This is a genomic window from Streptomyces sp. MI02-7b (genome assembly GCF_033793585.1).
In the GTDB taxonomy this organism is placed as follows: domain Bacteria; phylum Actinomycetota; class Actinomycetes; order Streptomycetales; family Streptomycetaceae; genus Actinacidiphila.
In genome coordinates this window covers 25,927-42,141 of record NZ_JARAWX010000023.1, presented here as the reverse complement: position 1 = coordinate 42,141, position 16,215 = coordinate 25,927, and the positions used below count along the sequence as shown (strand labels likewise).

The 16,215-nt window shown below is 73.4% G+C and carries 15 protein-coding genes; 11 read left to right on the top strand and 4 right to left on the bottom strand.

The window, feature by feature from the left end; genetic code table 11:
* Positions 1-7: 7 nt before the first annotated feature.
* The 3 genes from PV364_RS31090 to PV364_RS31080 all read left to right on the top strand — a co-directional run bounded on the left by PV364_RS31090 (position 8) and on the right by PV364_RS31080 (position 2,568).
* A complete protein-coding gene (locus PV364_RS31090; RefSeq protein ID WP_319663803.1) occupies positions 8-304 on the top strand; it encodes a Dabb family protein in 297 nt (98 codons plus the stop codon).
* A gap of 149 nt (positions 305-453) precedes the next feature.
* Positions 454-1,545 (top strand): SigB/SigF/SigG family RNA polymerase sigma factor, encoded by a 1,092-nt coding sequence (locus tag PV364_RS31085; RefSeq protein WP_319663802.1) that lies wholly within the window; start codon positions 454-456, stop codon positions 1,543-1,545.
* Between the two features lie 168 nt (positions 1,546-1,713).
* On the top strand, positions 1,714-2,568 hold the full coding sequence (locus tag PV364_RS31080) for an RNA polymerase sigma factor SigF (protein ID WP_319663801.1): 855 nt from the start codon (positions 1,714-1,716) through the stop codon (positions 2,566-2,568).
* A gap of 380 nt (positions 2,569-2,948) precedes the next feature.
* On the opposite strand, the gene PV364_RS31075 is transcribed toward PV364_RS31080, so the two are convergent.
* A complete protein-coding gene (locus PV364_RS31075) occupies positions 2,949-3,623 on the bottom strand; it encodes an esterase/lipase family protein (protein WP_319663798.1) in 675 nt (224 codons plus the stop codon).
* 172 nt (positions 3,624-3,795) lie between these two features.
* On the opposite strand from PV364_RS31075, the gene PV364_RS31070 reads away from it, so the two are divergent.
* The gene (locus PV364_RS31070; RefSeq protein ID WP_319663796.1) at positions 3,796-6,576 is read left to right on the top strand and encodes a helix-turn-helix transcriptional regulator; all 2,781 of its coding nucleotides are present in this window, start codon (positions 3,796-3,798) and stop codon (positions 6,574-6,576) included.
* A gap of 27 nt (positions 6,577-6,603) precedes the next feature.
* Here PV364_RS31070 and PV364_RS31065 read toward each other — a convergent pair whose 3' ends face one another.
* Positions 6,604-6,780: a hypothetical protein gene (locus PV364_RS31065; RefSeq protein ID WP_319663794.1), complete on the bottom strand. Its 177-nt coding sequence runs from the start codon at positions 6,778-6,780 to the stop codon at positions 6,604-6,606.
* A gap of 106 nt (positions 6,781-6,886) precedes the next feature.
* On the opposite strand from PV364_RS31065, the gene PV364_RS31060 reads away from it, so the two are divergent.
* The 5 genes from PV364_RS31060 to PV364_RS31040 all read left to right on the top strand — a co-directional run bounded on the left by PV364_RS31060 (position 6,887) and on the right by PV364_RS31040 (position 12,453).
* Positions 6,887-7,819: an aldo/keto reductase gene (locus PV364_RS31060; protein WP_319663793.1), complete on the top strand. Its 933-nt coding sequence runs from the start codon at positions 6,887-6,889 to the stop codon at positions 7,817-7,819.
* Positions 7,820-7,970: 151 nt separating this feature from the next.
* Positions 7,971-8,429, top strand: a complete 459-nt coding sequence (locus PV364_RS31055; protein WP_319663792.1) for a MarR family winged helix-turn-helix transcriptional regulator — start codon at positions 7,971-7,973, stop codon at positions 8,427-8,429.
* An 11-nt stretch (positions 8,430-8,440) separates the two neighbouring features.
* Complete coding sequence (locus PV364_RS31050) at positions 8,441-10,912, top strand: MFS transporter (RefSeq protein ID WP_319663790.1); 2,472 nt, start codon at positions 8,441-8,443, stop codon at positions 10,910-10,912.
* A gap of 212 nt (positions 10,913-11,124) precedes the next feature.
* Positions 11,125-11,958 carry a YceI family protein gene (locus PV364_RS31045; protein WP_319663880.1) on the top strand — a complete coding sequence of 278 codons (834 nt, stop codon included), beginning with the start codon at positions 11,125-11,127 and terminating at the stop codon, positions 11,956-11,958.
* Positions 11,959-11,982: 24 nt separating this feature from the next.
* Positions 11,983-12,453: a PPOX class F420-dependent oxidoreductase gene (locus PV364_RS31040; protein WP_319663789.1), complete on the top strand. Its 471-nt coding sequence runs from the start codon at positions 11,983-11,985 to the stop codon at positions 12,451-12,453.
* Between the two features lie 375 nt (positions 12,454-12,828).
* Here PV364_RS31040 and PV364_RS31035 read toward each other — a convergent pair whose 3' ends face one another.
* On the bottom strand, positions 12,829-13,614 hold the full coding sequence (locus PV364_RS31035; protein ID WP_319663788.1) for a response regulator transcription factor: 786 nt from the start codon (positions 13,612-13,614) through the stop codon (positions 12,829-12,831).
* Positions 13,615-13,841: 227 nt separating this feature from the next.
* Between PV364_RS31035 and PV364_RS31030 the strand changes: the two genes are divergently transcribed.
* Positions 13,842-14,726 carry an LLM class F420-dependent oxidoreductase gene (locus tag PV364_RS31030; RefSeq protein WP_319663787.1) on the top strand — a complete coding sequence of 295 codons (885 nt, stop codon included), beginning with the start codon at positions 13,842-13,844 and terminating at the stop codon, positions 14,724-14,726.
* Positions 14,727-14,836: 110 nt separating this feature from the next.
* Entirely contained in the window at positions 14,837-15,679 is an 843-nt protein-coding gene (locus PV364_RS31025) for an MEDS domain-containing protein (RefSeq protein WP_319663785.1), read from the top strand.
* 3 nt (positions 15,680-15,682) lie between these two features.
* Here PV364_RS31025 and PV364_RS31020 read toward each other — a convergent pair whose 3' ends face one another.
* Positions 15,683-15,895, bottom strand: coding sequence for an EF-hand domain-containing protein (locus tag PV364_RS31020; protein WP_319663783.1), 213 nt, complete (start codon positions 15,893-15,895; stop codon positions 15,683-15,685).
* Positions 15,896-16,215 lie beyond the last annotated feature (320 nt).

Sequence of the window (16,215 nt, the reverse complement as noted above, 5' to 3'; positions counted from 1 at the left end):
CAGCGCCGTGATTCGCCACCTGGTCCTTTTCAAGCTCAACGAGGGCGTCGAGCGGGACGACCCACGAGTGGTGGCCGGCGTGCGCGCCTTCGAGGAGCTCGGCGACCTGGTCCCGGAACTCGTCTCCTGGGAACTCGGCTGGAACATCTCGTCGCGCCCCATCGCCTACGACTTCGCCCTCAACGCCTCGGTCGCCAACGAGAGCGACCTCGGCGCCTACCTCTGGCACCCCGCCCACCAGGCAGGAGTGGCCCTGTGGCACGAATTCGCCACGTGGGTGGTCGCGGACTACGTGTTCGAGTGACGGCCCCCGCCGGCCCCGGTCCCGAACAGCCCTTCGCCCGCCGGGCGGAGGGCTTTTTCGTCTAGCACCGCGCCTCGCTTGCACACAGTGCACATGAATTGTGATGCTATGACCGCTTTTGCCGGATGAGTGGACCGATGAGGAGTGGCATGCCCGTGTCGGCCCGTACGGCGTCACCAGCAATTCCCGGCGACGACAGCGGGACCGGTACAACCGAGGACACCCGGGGTGAGGGAGGCGGCGGCCGGGACGGCAGGATCCACAGCGCCCGCGAGGCCGCGGACGGCCACGAGGGGCGGGCCCCCGGCAACGCCGCTCCCGGCGCCGACGGCACCGTCGGCCCGGACGCCCACGAGGGCCCCGGGGCCGGGGAAGGCCCTGACGGTCACGCCCCCCAGGACGCCCCGGAGCCCCAGGACGGCCAGGCCCGGCAGGTCGGCCGGCCGGGCGGGACCCGCTCCGGGACCACCAACACCAACGCGATCGAGGCCCGGGCACTGACCCAGGTGCTGTTCGAGGAACTGACCGGGCTGGAGCCGGGGACCCCGGACCACGCACGGGTGCGGGCCGCCCTCATCGAGGTCAACCTGCCGCTGGTGCGCTACGCGGCGGCGCGCTTCCGCAGCCGGAACGAGCCGATGGAGGACGTCGTCCAGGTCGGCACCATCGGGCTGATCAACGCGATCGACCGGTTCGACCCGGAACGCGGCGTGCAGTTCCCGACCTTCGCGATGCCGACCGTGGTCGGTGAGATCAAACGTTACTTCAGGGACAACGTCCGCACCGTGCACGTCCCGCGCCGTCTGCACGAGCTGTGGGTGCAGGTCAGCGGCGCCATCGAGGATCTGACGGTGGCCCACGGGCGCACCCCGACCACCGCCGAGATCGCCGAGCGGCTGAAGCTGTCCGAGGACGAGGTGCTGGCCTGCCTGGAGGCGGGGCGGGCGTACCACGCGACCTCGCTGGAGGCGGCCCAGGAGGGCGGGGAGGGCTCGCCGGGCCTGCTGGACCGGCTCGGCTACGAGGACCCGGCGCTGACCGGGGTCGAGCACCGCGACCTCGTGCGGCACCTGCTGGTGCAGCTGCCCGAGCGCGAGCGGCGGATTCTCCTGCTGCGCTACTTCGGGAACCTGACCCAGTCCCAGATCAGTGCGGAACTGGGGGTTTCGCAGATGCATGTGTCGCGTTTGCTGTCCCGGAGCTTCGCTCGGCTGCGATCCGCAAATCAGCTCGAATCGTAACCTTTGCGAGCGACCCTCCCTGCGGAAATAAGTCGACATGGCGCTACAGCGTGTTGCCGACATGTGACATTCTGCGGGAACAGCGTTTGTCGCGGTCCGGCCTCCGGTATTCCAGTGGAGGAACGAACCGTCGCCCGCGACACCCGTCCGCGACCTCAAGGGGGTGGCATGTCCGTAGAAGTGGGCAGTCCGAAGGTGCTGAACACCGAAGCGCCGCACGATGCTCCTGACGACAGCCTCGACATCGCCGAACCCGCCGTCGTCGACACCCGAACGCTGTCCCGCTCGCTGTTCCTGCGGCTCTCCGAGCTGACGGACGACAGCCCCGAGCGGGCCTACGTACGGGACACGCTCATCGAACTCAACCTCCCGCTGGTGCGGTACGCGGCGGCTCGCTTCCGCAGCCGCAACGAGCCGATGGAGGACATCGTCCAGGTCGGCACGATCGGTCTCATCAAGGCCATCGACCGCTTCGACTGCAACCGCGGTGTGGAGTTCCCGACCTTCGCGATGCCCACCATCGTCGGCGAGGTCAAGCGCTTCTTCCGCGACACCTCGTGGTCGGTGCGGGTGCCGCGCCGGCTGCAGGAACTGCGGCTGGCGCTGACCAAGACCAGCGACGAGCTCGCGCAGAAGCTGGACCGCTCGCCCACGGTCGCCGAACTCGCCGTCGCGCTGGGCGTGTCGGAGGAGGACGTGGTCGACGGCCTCGCGGTCGGCAACGCCTACACCGCCAGCTCGCTGGACTCCCCGCCGCCCGAGGACGACGGCGGCGAGGGTTCGCTCGCCGACCGGCTCGGCTACGAGGACGCCGCCCTGGAGGGCGTGGAGTACCGCGAGTCGCTCAAGCCGCTGCTCGCCCAACTCCCCCCGAGGGAACGGCGGATCATCATGCTCCGCTTCTTCGCCAACATGACCCAGTCGCAGATCGGCGAGGAGGTCGGCATCTCCCAGATGCACGTCTCCCGGTTGCTGACCCGCACGTTGGCGCAGCTGCGCGAGGGACTCACCGCGGAGCACTAGGCAGTTGCCGAACCGGCCGCCACGACCTGGCCGGTTCGGCTCCTCACGTACTGACGGTTCGTCACCGCACCGACATGACAGTGCACATACCGACCGGCCGCCGGGGCGCGCTCGCCGCACCCTCGGCGGCCGTCGTCCGTCTCGGCGCCTTCGCCGCCCTGGGCCGCACTGGGACAGCGCGGGAGCGGGCCCGGTCCTCCCGGCCCGCGGTCCGGCCGCGACGGGCACGCCGGTCCTCGGCACCCAGGTCGGCGGCCTGCTCGGCCTGGAGTCGGCCACGATCGGGACCCGCGACGTCACCGTCCGGGTCCCGTCAGCACGCGGCGCCGCGGTGGGACGGGTCCCGCGGGGCCCGTCCCACCGCACCGGGGTACCGCCTGTCAGGCGGCGAGGTAGGAGCGGATGTCGCTGATCGTGCTCAGGTCGGAGAGGAACCCGATGTGCGTCGTGCAGGCGACCAGGTGGTTGGTGGCGCCGCTGAGCGGGGTGCTGGTGTAGGGGATGATGATGCCGTCGCACGGCGAGTACCAGGTCGCGTAGACCGTGGCCCCCGGCGTCTCGTCACCGCTGCTGATGGTGCGGACGAAGGCGGAGCCGGGGAGCATCTCCACGCACGAGGTGTAGATCACGCAGGCCGAGGCGTACGTGGTGCCGTGGTTGGCGCCCGCGATGGAGGCGACCCGGCGGACCGACGAGGTGCCGCCGAGCTGGGTGAGGTACCACTGGGTGACCAGGCCGCCCATGGAGTGGTTGACGATGTCGACCTTGGTCGCGCCGGTGCGGGAGAGCACCTGGCGCACGTAGCTCGCCAGCCCGGCGGCGCTGGTCTTGTTGGACTGGCTCCAGTTGTACTCGTACGCGAACAGCTCGCCGCGGCTGTAGCCGGCGCTCACGAACACCGACTCCGCGTAGTCCCAGTTGCTCGCGCTCCCGGTGTAGCCGTGCACGAAGACCACGGGGGTGTGGGTGGCGGCGTTCGCGGTGCCCGGCAGGGCGACGGTGCCGAGGCCGAGCGCGGCGGCCAGGGTGAGGAGGATGGCCCAGATGCGTCGCATCACAACTCCTTGTCGTGTGGGGGTCGGCAGGAGTCTCGGAGCGACGGGCGCGTGGCGGACCGGTGGAATCACCAGTGGCGTTCCCGGCCGTCCCGCCGCGCGATTTCTGTCATGTTCGGAACATCGCGCACATCTCTTCCCTCTCCCGACCCGGCCAGTCGACACTGGCGACATGGAGGCCGAGCGGAGTGCGGACGCTGCGTGGCCGTCCGGGCTGTACGGCAGGGAACGCGAACGAGCCGCCCTGACCGCCCTGCTGGACGCGGCCCGGACCGGCCGCGGCCGCGCCCTGCTGCTGTCCGGGGAACCCGGTTCCGGGCGCAGCGCCCTGCTCGGCGCGGCCGCCGCGACGGCGGCCGCCGCGGAGTTCACGGTACTGGGCACCGCCGGCACCCCCGCGGAGACGGCCGTCCCGCTCGCCGGGCTGCAGCGGATGCTGCTGCCGGTCGCCGGGCGGCTCCCCGAGCTGGCCGCGGCGCACGCGGCGGTGCTCACCGCGGTGCTCGCCGGCCGTCCCCCGCCGGACGGCGAACTCGCCCTGGGCACGGCGCTGTTCCGGCTGGCCGCCACGCTGTGCGCCCCGGCGCCGCTGCTGTGGTGCGTGGACGACGCCCATCTGCTGGACACCCCGACGCTGCGGGCGCTCGGCATGGCCGCGCGCCGGCTCACCGGCACGTCCTGCGCGCTGCTGCTCGCTGCCGACGCGTACGGCGACGGGGACCCGGCCGCCGCAGGCCTGGAGGGCGTCGACCACCTGCGCCTGCGGCCGCTCGGCCCGGCCGCCGCGCGTCGCCTGCTCGCGGGGCGTCCGTCCGCGACAGCGCTGCCCGACCCGGTGGCCGCCACCGTGCTGACCCTGGCTGGGGGCAATCCGCTCGCCCTGACCGACCTCGCCGACGCCGCGGCCGCCGGTCCGCTGCCGGACCCGCCCGCGCTCCCGGCCGGCAGCAGTTTGCGGAAGCGGCACCGCGACCGCTTCCAGGCGCTGAGCCCGGCCGCCCGCGCCCTGGTGTCGCTGGTCGTGGCCGGCGGCCCGCTGCCCGCCGCGCTGCTGCGGGCCGCCGCCCGCCGGCTGCGCCTGGACGCCGGGGCCCTGGACAGCGCCCACGCCGCGGGGCTCCTGGTCACCCGGGACGGCACGACGGCCGTACCGGGCCGGCTGCTGCGGGCCTCGCTGGCCGCGGTGCTCTCCCCCGCCGACCGCACGGCGGCGCACGCCACGCTGGCCGCCGTCCTGGACCCCTGCTCCGCCCGGCTCTACCGGGCCCTGCACCGCCTCGCGCTCGCCACCGGGCCCTCACCGGCGGCCGAACGGCAACTGGAGGAGGCCGCCACCGCCGCCCGCCGCGACCGCGGCCACGCCGCGGCGGCCGAAGCCCTGGAACACGGCGCCGGTACCACCGCGCATCCCGCCACCCGCGACCGCTGGCTGCTCGCGGCCGCCGCCGACGCGCGGACCTCGGGGGACACCCGGTGGGCACGGGAACTGCTGCGCCGCGCGGGACCGGGCGGCGGCCCCGCTCTGTCGGAGGCACTGCGGGCGCTCGTCCAGGGCGAGATCCAGCTGCGGGACGGCGTGCCCGCCGCGGCCTGCCGCGAACTGACCGGCGCCGTCGGCCGCTTCCCCGAGGCCCAGCGCGCCCTCGCCCTGCGGGCGCTCATGCTGGCCGGTGAAGCATGCTGTCTGGCCGGCGACTTCACCGCCTACTTCGCTCTCGCCGAGCGGGCGCGGTCGATGCGCCGCGACGACGAGACCCCCGCCCAGCGGCTGGTCCTCGACCACTTCACGGGCCTCGCCGCGACCTTCGCCGGCCGGCACCGGGAGGCCCACTGGGCGCTGCGCCGGGTGGTCCGGCTGGCCGAGGCGGCCGGCGACCCGGAATCGGCGATCTGGGCCAGCCAGGCGGCGTACACCCTGGGGGACGCGCGGCGGGCGCTGGCGCTCGCCTCGGCCGCCGCGCACCGGGCGCGGCGCCAGGGCGCGACCGCCCTGGTGCCCGCGGCGCTGGTGTACGAGGCGCTGTGCGCGCTCGCGCTGGACCGCTACGCGGCGGCGGGGGAGGCCGCCGAGGAGGGCGTACGGCTCGCGCAGGAGACCGGGCAGCGCAATCTGGCCGTGGACCATCTGTCCGTACTGGCGCTGCTGGCGGCGCTGCAGGGCGACAGCGCCACGGCCGCGGCGCGGATGGGGGCCGCCGGGCACGCGGTTGCGTCCCGCGGTCTCGGCCGGCCCGAGGCGTTCAACTCCTGGGCGTCGGCCTGCGCCGACCTCGCCGCGGGCCGCCCGGCCGACGCGCTCTCCCGCTTCGGGCGGATGCGCGCCGGGGCGGGGCAGGTCAACCTGGCGATCCGGGGGCTGGCCACACCGCACTTCGTCGAGGCGGCGGTGCGCTGCGGGCAGCGCACGAAGGCCGAGGGCGCGCTGCGCGGCTACGAGGACTGGGCGGCGGGCAACCGCAGCACGCTGCGACTGGCGCAGGCCCATCGCTGCCACGGCCTGCTGGCCGAGGACGACGCCGCGGCCGTCGGGCACTTCCGCGAGGCGCTGCGGCTGCACCAGGACGACGACACCGTCCTGGAACTGGCCAAGACCGAGCTGTTCTACGCCTCCCGGCTGCGCCGCACGCGCCGCCCCGGCGAGGCGCGGGGTCTGCTGCGCGAGGCGCTGGCGGTCTTCCGGCAGTTCGACGCGCGCCCGTGGGCCGAGCGGGCCACCGCCGAACTACGGGCGGCGGGCGACCGCGTCGGACCGGTGGACCGGGCACCCGGCGGGGCACGGGAGCTGACCGCGCAGCAGACCCGCATCTCCGAGCTGGTGGCCCAGGGGGCCACCAATCAGGAGATCGCCGACCGGCTGGTGCTCAGCACGCGCACCGTCGAGTACCACCTGCGGAACATCTTCAGCAGGCTGGGCGTGCGCTCCCGCGTCGAACTGGCGGCACTGTTCAGGTGACCGGGGGCCCCGGGCACCGGTGGTGGGTCAGGACAGGGCGAACCAGGCGACGGCAGCCACGACCACGACGGCCGCGATGATGCCGACGATCAGTCCCGTCCGGCTGCCGCCCGAGGTCTGGACCTGCGCGGGCTCCTCATCGACGAAGGCACGGAACATCTGGGTGTTGCCGGCCGGGTCGTAATTGTTGTCAGGGGTAGTCATGGTGCAGGACCCTAGCGAAGTCCTGTCGCACCGGTCACCCCTGGGGCCCGGACAACCGGGGAACGGGTACGGGAATACCGCCCGTCGAAACGGTGTCGCACGTTGCATGGCACTCATCGGCACCACTGAACTCGACGTCTTCCCCCTCTCCCTCGGTGGCAACGTCTTCGGCTGGACGGCGGACGAGGAGACCTCCTTCGCCGTACTGGACGCGTACACGGCGGCCGGCGGCAACTTCGTCGACACCGCGGACGCGTACTCGTCCTGGGTCCCCGGCCACAGGGGCGGCGAGTCCGAGCTGCTGATCGGCAGCTGGCTCGGCAAACGCAGGCGGCGCGACGACATCGTCGTCGCCACGAAGGTCGGCTCCCACCCGGACTTCAAGGGCCTGAAGGCCGCGACGATCAAGGCCGCGGCGGAGGAGTCGCTGCGCCGGCTCGGCACGGACCACATCGACCTGTACTACACCCACTTCGACGACGTGGAGACGCCGGTCGAGGAGATCATCGGCGCGATGGACGCCCTGGTCCGCGAGGGCAAGGTGCGGTACGTCGCTGCGTCCAACATCAGCCCGGAGCGGCTGACCGCGTCGCTGGAGTTCTCCGACCGGGAGGGCCTGGCGAAGTACGTGGCGCTCCAGCAGCACTACAACCTGGTGGAGCGGGACTACGAGGGCCCGCTGCGCGAGGTCGTGCGGGCGCACGGGCTGGCCTCGGTCCCGTACTTCGGCCTGGCGCGCGGCTTCCTCACCGGCAAGTACCGGCCCGGCGTCGCGGTGGACAGCCCCCGCGCGGGCGCGGCCGGCGCCTATCTGGAGTCCCCGCGCGGCCCGCGTGTGCTGGCGGCGCTGGACGAGGTGGCGGCGGCGCACGGCGCGGAGCCGGCGAGCGTGGCGCTGGCCTGGCTGCGGTCCCGTCCCACGGTCGTGGCCCCGATCGCCAGCGCCCGGACGCCGGAGCAGCTGCCGGCGCTGCTGGCCTCGGCGGAGCTGGAGCTGACCGCCCAGGAGCTGGAGCTGCTCACCGAGGCATCCGCCTGACCTGCGCCTTTCGTCGCACGGCCCGCTTCCTTGACCGGAGGCGGGCCGTTCCTTTTGGAGCTTTTTACCCATAAGAATTTGCCTGCAGCAACCAATCAATATTACGGTTGCTCAAGGCAACCAATAGTCCGGAGAGAAGGCGGCGGTCCCCATGGCATCGCAGGAGCTGTACGGGGAGCTCGCAGGCCAACTGCGCGCCATTCCCGCCGTGGCCCGCGAGCTCAGCCGCTCGTGCCCGGCGAACTGCCCGCCCGCCTCGCTGGGCGTGCTCGCGGTCGTGAGCCGCCACGGCGAACTGCGGATGAGCCGGCTGGCGGAGCTGCTGGACATCGACATGTCGGTCACCAGCCGCCATGTCGCGCACCTCGCGGAGCGCGGCTGGATCGACCGGCTGCCCGACCCGCACGACCGGCGGTCCCGGCTGCTGCGACTGACCCCCGGCGGCACGGACATGCTCCGCGCCGCACTGGACGGAGTCACCGCCTCGCTCGCCGACCACCTGCGGGACTGGTCCGACCAGGACGTCATGGAGCTCTGCCGGCTGCTGGAACGGCTGCGCACGGCCTTCACCGCCGACTGCCGCCCCCGTACGCAAACGATCACGATGTGAAGAGGATGACGATGGCAACAACCGCATCACCTGCCGGTGTGCGGGGGACCGACGCCCAGAGCGGACACGCGGCCCCCATGTCGCACCGGCAGATCATGGAGGCCCTGACCGGGCTGATCCTCGGCCTGTTCGTGGCGATCCTGTCCTCCACGATCGTCTCCAACGCGCTGCCGAAGATCATCTCCGATCTGCACGGTGGTCAGAGCGCGTACACGTGGGTCATCACCGCCGCGCTGCTCACCACCACGGCCACCACCCCGGTGTGGGGCAAGCTGTCCGACCTGTTCAGCAAGAAGCTGCTGGTCCAGCTGGCGCTGGTGATCTACGTGGTCGGCTCGCTGATCGCGGGCGTGTCCCAGAACGCGGGCATGCTGATCGCCTGCCGGATCATCCAGGGTGTCGGCGTCGGCGGCCTGATCGCGCTGACCCAGGTCATCATGGCCGCGATGATCTCGCCGCGGGAGCGCGGCCGGTACAGCGGCTACCTCGGCGCGGCCTTCGCGGTCGGCACCGTCGGCGGCCCGCTGCTCGGCGGCGTCATCGTGGACACCGACTGGCTCGGCTGGCGCTGGTGCTTCTACGTCGGCGTGCCCTTCGCGGTCCTCGCGCTGGTCGTCCTGCAGAAGACCCTGCACCTGCCGGTCGTCAAGCGCCAGGCCAAGGTCGACTGGGCCGGCGCCACGTTCGTCACCGCCGCCGTCAGCCTGCTGCTGGTCTGGGTCACCTTCGCCGGCGACAAGTACGAGTGGATCTCCTGGCAGACCTGGGTCATGACCGGCGGCGCGGTGCTGCTCGGCCTGGTCTTCGTACTGGTCGAGTCCCGCGCGCGCGAGCCGATCATGCCGCTGCGGCTGTTCCGCAACAAGACGATCAGCCTGACCTCGACCGCCTCGCTCTTCGTCGGCCTGGCGATGTACAGCGGAACCGTCTTCCTGAGCCAGTACTTCCAGCTGGCGCGCGGCAAGTCGCCGACCATGTCCGGCGTCCTGACCATTCCGCTGATCGCCGGCCTGTTCGTCTCCTCCACCGTCTCCGGCCAGGTCATCACCAGGACCGGCCGCTGGAAGGCGATCCTGGTCTCCGGCAGCGTGCTGCTCACCGCGGGCCTGGGCCTGCTGGGCACGCTGCGGTACGACACCGTGTACTGGCACATGGCGATCTTCATGGCGCTGCTGGGCCTGGGCCTCGGCATGGTGATGCAGAACCTCGTCCTCGCCGTGCAGAACCAGGTGGGCGCCGCCGACCTCGGCGCGGCGAGCTCCATGGTCACCTTCTTCCGCACCCTGGGCGGCGCGGTCGGCGTCTCCGCGCTGGGCGCGGTGCTCGCCAACCGGGTCACCCGCTACACCACGGACGGGCTGTCCGCACTGGGCGTGGACTCCACCGGCTCCTCCGACGGCGCCATCCCGGACCTCGGGTCGCTGCCGGCGCCGATCCGCCACGTCATCGAGACCGCGTACGGCCACGGCGCGGGCGACGTCTTCCTGGTGGCGGCCCCGGTCGCGTTCCTCGCGCTGCTGCTGGTGCTCTTCATCAAGGAGGTGCCGCTGCGGACGTCGAGCGGTCTGCAGCAGGCGGCCGGCGTGTCCGGACGGCCGGAGCCGGCGGCCGTCGTGCCCGCCGCGCTGGAGCCCGTGGCCGTTGCCCCGGCCGGCGTCCCGCAGGCCGCCCCCGTCCCTGCCCCCGAACCCGCACCGGCTCCCGTACCCGTCCAAGAGGGACCCATGATCCACGGCCAGGTCCGCAACTCCGAGGGCACCGGCGTCGGGCACGCCACGCTCACGCTGATCTCCCTCACCGGCAAGCAGCTCGGCCGGGCCGCCACCGGCCCCGACGGCGGCTACGCGCTCACCGCGCCCGGCGCCGGCTCGTACGTCCTGATCGCCGCGGCCGACGGCCACCAGCCGCAGGCCACCACGGTCGTGGTCGGCGAGGAACCGGTCGCCCACGACGTGGTCCTGGCCGGCACCAGCGGCCTCACCGGCACCGTCACCTCCGAGGCGGACGGCATCCCGGTCCACGGCGCCGTGGTCGTCGTCACCGACATCCGCGGCGAGGTGCTGGCCAGCGGCGGCACCGGGCAGGACGGCGGCTTCGGCTTCGACGAGCTCCCGGCGGGCGACTTCACCCTCGCGGTCAACGCCACCGGCTTCCGGCCGGTCGCCCTGCCCGTCGAGGTCGCCGGCACCGGCCCGACCCACGTCGACGTCGCGCTGCGGCTCGGCGCCCGGGTCCAGGGCACCGTCCTCGGCGGCGCGACCCGGCTGCCGCTGCCCGAGGCCCGCGTCACCCTCGTGGACGCCGCCGGCAACGTCGTGGCCACCGCCACGACCGGCGGCGACGGCGCGTACGCCTTCGGCGACCTGGACGCGGGCGAGTACTCGCTCATAGCCAGTGGCTTCCCGCCGGTGGCGACCACCATCACGGTCGGCGACGAGAGCGCCAAGGACGTCGACGTGGAGCTCGGCCACCCCGAGGGGTGAGCGGGCCCGCTCGAGAACGGCCGGGTCGTGCGCCTGCGGAGACGCGCGGACCGGCCGGCCGGGGGAACCCGGGTCCGGTCCGGAGGGCGCAGGCAGGGGACGGCCGCGCTGCCAGGACCGGACCACACCGGGTGGCTCCCGCGGGGGCCCGGGCACGTCCCGGGCCCCGCTCCCCCGGGGAACACACACGCGACGGAAGGCGAGCGATGAGCATGACCACGACCGGCAAGACGGGCCTGCGGGGGCGGGTGCGGGCCAAGGACGGCTGGGCGGTGCCGCACGCCGTGCTGACGGTCACCGACATGGCGGGTCAGCAGATCGCCCGCGAGGCCGCGGACGCCGAGGGCGCGGTGCGCACCGCCGCACTGGCCCCGGGCGCGTACACGGTCATCGTGACGGCCGTCGGCTACCGCCCGACGGCGGCGACGGCCCTGGTCACCGCCTCGGGATCGGCCGATGTCGGCACGCTGACGCTCGCCCGCTCCGGCGGTGTCGAACTGCCCCCGCCGGGTGTGTGGACCGTCGACCCCGCGCACTCCGAGATCCGCGCCGTCGCCCAGCACCTCGGGCTGTCCAGCGTGCACGGCCGCTTCACGGGCTTCGCGGCGAGCATCGAGATCGCCGAGCAGCCGCTGCACTCCGGCGTGCAGGCCGTGATCGACGCGGCGTCCATCGACACCGGCAACGGCACCCGCGACGCGCACCTGCGCTCCGCCGACTTCCTGGACGTGGCGGCGCACCCCAGCGTCACCTACCGCAGCACCTCCCTGGAGCAGGCCGCCCAGGACCGCTGGACCGTCCACGGCGAGCTGGCCATGCGCGGCGTGACCCGCCCGGTGGACCTGGACCTGGCCTACCTGGGCACCGGCCCCGACCCGTGGGGAGGGGTGCGCGCCGCCTTCCGCGCGACGGCGCAACTGCGGCGGGAGGACTTCGCCATGCACTACAACCAGGTCGTGCAGGCCGGCATCGTCGCCGTCGGCACCACCGTGAAGGTCGAGCTCGACATCCAGGCCGTGCAGGGCACCGCCCTCCCTGCCCTGTAGCCGGCGGCAACATAGGCTGCTGCCATGGCCTACATCGCGACCAACACCGCCGTGCAGCTCGATCAGTTGCTGGAGTTCGTCCGACCGCGTCACCGCGCGCTGCTGCTGACCACCCGCTCGGACGGGCGCCCCCAGGGCTCCCCCGTGACCTGCGGCGTCGACGACTCCGGGCGACTTGTGGTCTCCACGTACCCCGAGCGGGCCAAGACCCGCAACGCGCGCCGCGACCCGCGAGCGAGCGTGATCGTGCTCTCCGACGAGTGGGACGGGCCCTGGGTCCAGATCGACGGCACCGCCGAGGTGATCGACCCGCCGGAGTCGGTCGAGCCGCTCGTGGAGTACTACCGCAACATCGCCGGCGAGCACCCGGACTGGGACGAGTACCGCGCCGCGATGCTCAAGCAGGGCAAGTCGCTGGTCCGGGTGACCCCCGAGCGCTGGGGGCCCCTGGCGACGGGCGGCTTCCCGGCCCGGTTGGCGCCCTCCGAGGACTGACCTGCCCACGGGGAAGGGCGGCGGCCGCCGGGCCGCCGCCCTTCCCGCGTCCACGACCCGGGTCAGCTCGGGTCGGTCAGGTCGTGGACGGTCACGCCGCCCGGGGTCGTGGACCGGAGTCCTCCTCGACCCGTGAGCCGATCCGCGCAGCGGTGCCCTTGCCATTGCCGCCCCGGCCGCCGCCACCCATGCCGCCCGAGGCGATGAACCAGTGGATCCGGCCCGGTGCCACCTACGCCCGGAACCCCGCTTTGGGCCGGGAACTGCTCCCTGCCGACGAAGCCGCCGACGGCCGTCACGGCCTTGCCGGTCGGTGGCTCGCCGCGTTCTGCGAGCCGACCGAGGCGGCCATCCGGGTGCGGCGGCCGTCGTCGGTCAGGAGCGCCTGCCCGGCGGCGTCGCCGACGGTCGCACCGCGGCTGACGTCGTCTCGCCCGGCTTGATCAGGTATCCGGCGCCGCGCCGGGTGTGGATCATCGGCGCGCGTCCCGCGTCGATCTTCTTGCGCAGGTAGGAGATGTACAGCTCGACGACGTTGGCCTGGCCGCCGAAGTCGTACGACCAGACGCGGTCGAGGATCTGCGCCTTGCTCAGCACCCGGCGCGGATTGCGCATCAGGTAGCGCAGCAGCTCGAACTCGGTGGCGGTGAGGTGGATGCCGGCACCGTCGCGGCTGACCTCGTGGCTGTCCTCGTTGAGTACCAGGTCCCCGACGACCAGCAGGGACTCCTGGCGGGCGGCCGCGACGCCGGCCCGGCGCAGCAGGCCGCGCAGCCGGGCGACGACCTCCTCCAGGCTGAAGGGCTTGGTGACGTAGTCGTCGCCGCCCGCGGTGAGCCCGGCGATGCGGTCCTCGACGGCGTCCTTGGCGGTGAGGAACAGCACGGGTACGTCGGTCAGGTCGCGGCGCAGCCGGGCCAGGACCTCCAGGCCGTCCATGTCGGGCAGCAGCACGTCCAGGACCACGGCGTCCGGCCGCCGTTCGCGGGCGGCGCGCAGGGCGTCGGCGCCGGTGCTCTCGGTGTGGACGTCCCAGCCCTCGTAACGCAGGGCCATGGAGAGCAGATCGGCCAGGGCGGTCTCGTCGTCCACGACGAGGACACGTACGGGGGAGCCGTCCGGACGTGTGAGGTCGGCGGCGGAGGAAGGAGACGCGGTCATGGGGGAATCCTGTGAGCCGCCGCTGAGAGCACCCTTGGCGGTGCCTTTGAATTGTCTGAGAACCGCCCGCAGGCCGGATGACGGCCCGCCAGGGGCCGCGGGGAGCACGGGACGCGGGGGTGTGCGGCCGCGAACACGCCGCCCGGCGGGGGAATGCGCGGATCGCCGGGCCGCGTTTGGTACGACGGACATCGGACTTCAGTCGACCTGGTGGTGGGAGACGGCCCATGGGCTTCAGCGGCAGCAGCACGCAGGCGCAGGCGATCGGCCGGTACGGGCTGTGGAACAGCGGCCTGCGCGACCCCGACCCCTCCCGGGCGAAGGAACTCGCCGAGACCGCGGCCGAGTTGGAGGAGCTGGGCTACGGCGCCCTCTGGCTCGGCGGCAGCAGCGGCGTGGAGCACGCGACCCCGCTGATCGAGGCGACCTCGTCCATCACCGTCGCGACCGGCATCCTCAGCCTCTGGCAGTACGAGGCCGTGGACGTCGCCGCCCGCTGGTCCGCCCTGGAGGCCTCGCACCCCGGCCGCTTCCTGCTCGGGATCGGCGTCAGCCACGCGAAGCTCGCCGCGCAGTACGAGCGGCCCTACGCCGCCATGACCGGCTACCTCGACGCGCTGGACGCGGCCGGTGTCCCGGCCGACCGCCGTGTGCTGGCCGCGCTGGGCCCGAGGATGATGGAGCTCTCCCGCGACCGCGCCGCGGGCGCCCACCCGTACCTGGTCACCCCCGAGCACACCGCGCAGGCCCGCGAGATCCTCGGCCGCGGCCCGCTGCTCGCCCCGGAGTTCACGGTCGTCCTGGACACCGACCCCGAGCGCGCCCGGGCGACCGCCCGCTCCATGCTCTCCCTCTACCTGACGCTGCCCAACTACACCAACGCCTGGCTGCGCCTGGGCTTCACCGAGGACGACCTGGCGAACGGCGGCAGCGACCGCCTGGTGGACGCGCTCATCGGCTGGGGTGACGAGCAGCGGGTGCACGAGCGCATCGACGCCTTCCTCGACGCGGGGGCCGACCACGTCGCCGTCCAGGTGCTGACCGCCGGCGAGGACCGCAGCGGTCTGCCACGCGAGGAGTGGCGGCGGCTCGCGGTGGCTCTGGGGCTCTGAGCCCGTCACCGAAGAGGCAGTTGGGGACAGCCGCTCATCAGGAACGGAAGCCTCCGCTCAAAGCCGGTCAGCGCCCGGCCGGACGCCGGGGCCGGGCGTATGTTCGGCCCATGGACAGCGGCACCGTGCCCCGAACCGTCCCGGTCGACCGCATGGCGTCCGGCGACCACGCCTGCCTCGGCTTCGAGGACGAGGAGGCCCGCTGGGAGGTCCGCGCCGCCTTCACCGCCATCGGCCTCGGCCAGGGGGAACGCGTCCTGCTCTTCAGCGGACGCGGCACACCCCCCGCGGAGGCCGTCACCCGGCTCACCGCGCTCGGCGTCCGCGCCTCCGAGGCGGTGCGCCGCGGCGCACTGGTCATCACCCCGCTCGTCCCCGGCTACGACTCCGCGTCCGCCTGGACCGCCCTCACCGACACCGCCCGCCGCCTCGGCTACCGCGGGCTGCGCGCCGCGGGCGACATGTCCTGGGCGCTGCGGCCGGGCCTCGACCGGGACCGGCTCGTCGGCCACGAGGCCGCCATGACGCAGGTGCTGGCCGGTCTCGGGCTCACCGCCGTCTGCGAGTACGACCAGCGGCGCTTCCACGCCTCGCTGCTGGCGCGGGTGCGCGCCGCCCATCCGATGTGCCTGCGGCCGCCGTCCGGCGCCCTCCACGTCGAGCGGCTCGGCGGCACGCTCGCCCTCAGCGGCGACGCCGACCTGGCCACGCGCACCGATTTCGAGGTCGGCCTGCGCCACGCCTTCGGCTCGCCGGCCGGCCCGCCGTGCGTCATCGACCTCACCGGGCTCGGCTTCATCGACGCCCGCTGCGCCGGCGTCCTGATCCGCCACGCGGCGTCCCTCGGCCCCGCCGACCGCGTCACGGTCCGCTGCCCGCGGCTGCACGCCCGGACCCTTCGCCTGTGCGGCGCGACCGAGGTCCCCCAACTCGTCCTGGACGAGACGGCCTGAGGCTCAGGCCTGCTGCGCCGCCCAGAACTCGTCCCAGGAGATCTTGCCGTCGCCGTTGGTGTCGACCCGGCTGATCACGGACTGGGCCACCGTCTCGGTCACGTGGAAGTCGCCCAGCTGGGCCATCACGCTCTTGTACTCGCTGGCCGTGATGAGACCGTCCCCGTCGATGTCGTACCGCGTGAACGCCCGCTTCGCCGCGTCGATGTCGGCCATCGTGACCACCCCTCCATGTATGTGTCGGTCTGTCGCGCACACACCCTAGCCGCCCCGGGTCGCCACCCCGCCATGGGTACATCCGTGCCTGAGCTCTCACCAGCGGATACGGAGAAAGAACTGTCCCGTACAGGGAGGACTCGGAACGGAAAGGCGGCCCGCACCGGCTCAGCGATCCGAGGCACGGACCGCCTGTTGGCCACGGCGAGCGGGCTCTTCCGGGGCGGCTCTCATGCACCGGGCCCGGTTCCACGACGTTGTCCGGGACCCGCTCCAGGAGCCGAACGCCGCGGACCCCGAGCCTTCTGCCGACCCGATGG

Excerpts from the sequence above, each read along its gene's own strand:
- PV364_RS31085 (WP_319663802.1), top strand. The coding sequence starts at position 454 with ATGCCCGTGTCGGCCCGTACGGCGTCACCAGCAATTCCCGGCGACGAC.
- PV364_RS31080 (WP_319663801.1), top strand. The coding sequence starts at position 1,714 with ATGTCCGTAGAAGTGGGCAGTCCGAAGGTGCTGAACACCGAAGCGCCG.
- PV364_RS31075 (WP_319663798.1), bottom strand. The coding sequence starts at position 3,623 with ATGCGACGCATCTGGGCCATCCTCCTCACCCTGGCCGCCGCGCTCGGC.
- PV364_RS31070 (WP_319663796.1), top strand. The coding sequence starts at position 3,796 with ATGGAGGCCGAGCGGAGTGCGGACGCTGCGTGGCCGTCCGGGCTGTAC.
- PV364_RS31065 (WP_319663794.1), bottom strand. The coding sequence starts at position 6,780 with ATGACTACCCCTGACAACAATTACGACCCGGCCGGCAACACCCAGATG.
- PV364_RS31060 (WP_319663793.1), top strand. The coding sequence starts at position 6,887 with ATGGCACTCATCGGCACCACTGAACTCGACGTCTTCCCCCTCTCCCTC.
- PV364_RS31055 (WP_319663792.1), top strand. The coding sequence starts at position 7,971 with ATGGCATCGCAGGAGCTGTACGGGGAGCTCGCAGGCCAACTGCGCGCC.
- PV364_RS31050 (WP_319663790.1), top strand. The coding sequence starts at position 8,441 with ATGGCAACAACCGCATCACCTGCCGGTGTGCGGGGGACCGACGCCCAG.
- PV364_RS31045 (WP_319663880.1), top strand. The coding sequence starts at position 11,125 with ATGACCACGACCGGCAAGACGGGCCTGCGGGGGCGGGTGCGGGCCAAG.
- PV364_RS31040 (WP_319663789.1), top strand. The coding sequence starts at position 11,983 with ATGGCCTACATCGCGACCAACACCGCCGTGCAGCTCGATCAGTTGCTG.
- PV364_RS31035 (WP_319663788.1), bottom strand. The coding sequence starts at position 13,614 with ATGACCGCGTCTCCTTCCTCCGCCGCCGACCTCACACGTCCGGACGGC.
- PV364_RS31030 (WP_319663787.1), top strand. The coding sequence starts at position 13,842 with ATGGGCTTCAGCGGCAGCAGCACGCAGGCGCAGGCGATCGGCCGGTAC.
- PV364_RS31025 (WP_319663785.1), top strand. The coding sequence starts at position 14,837 with ATGGACAGCGGCACCGTGCCCCGAACCGTCCCGGTCGACCGCATGGCG.
- PV364_RS31020 (WP_319663783.1), bottom strand. The coding sequence starts at position 15,895 with ATGGCCGACATCGACGCGGCGAAGCGGGCGTTCACGCGGTACGACATC.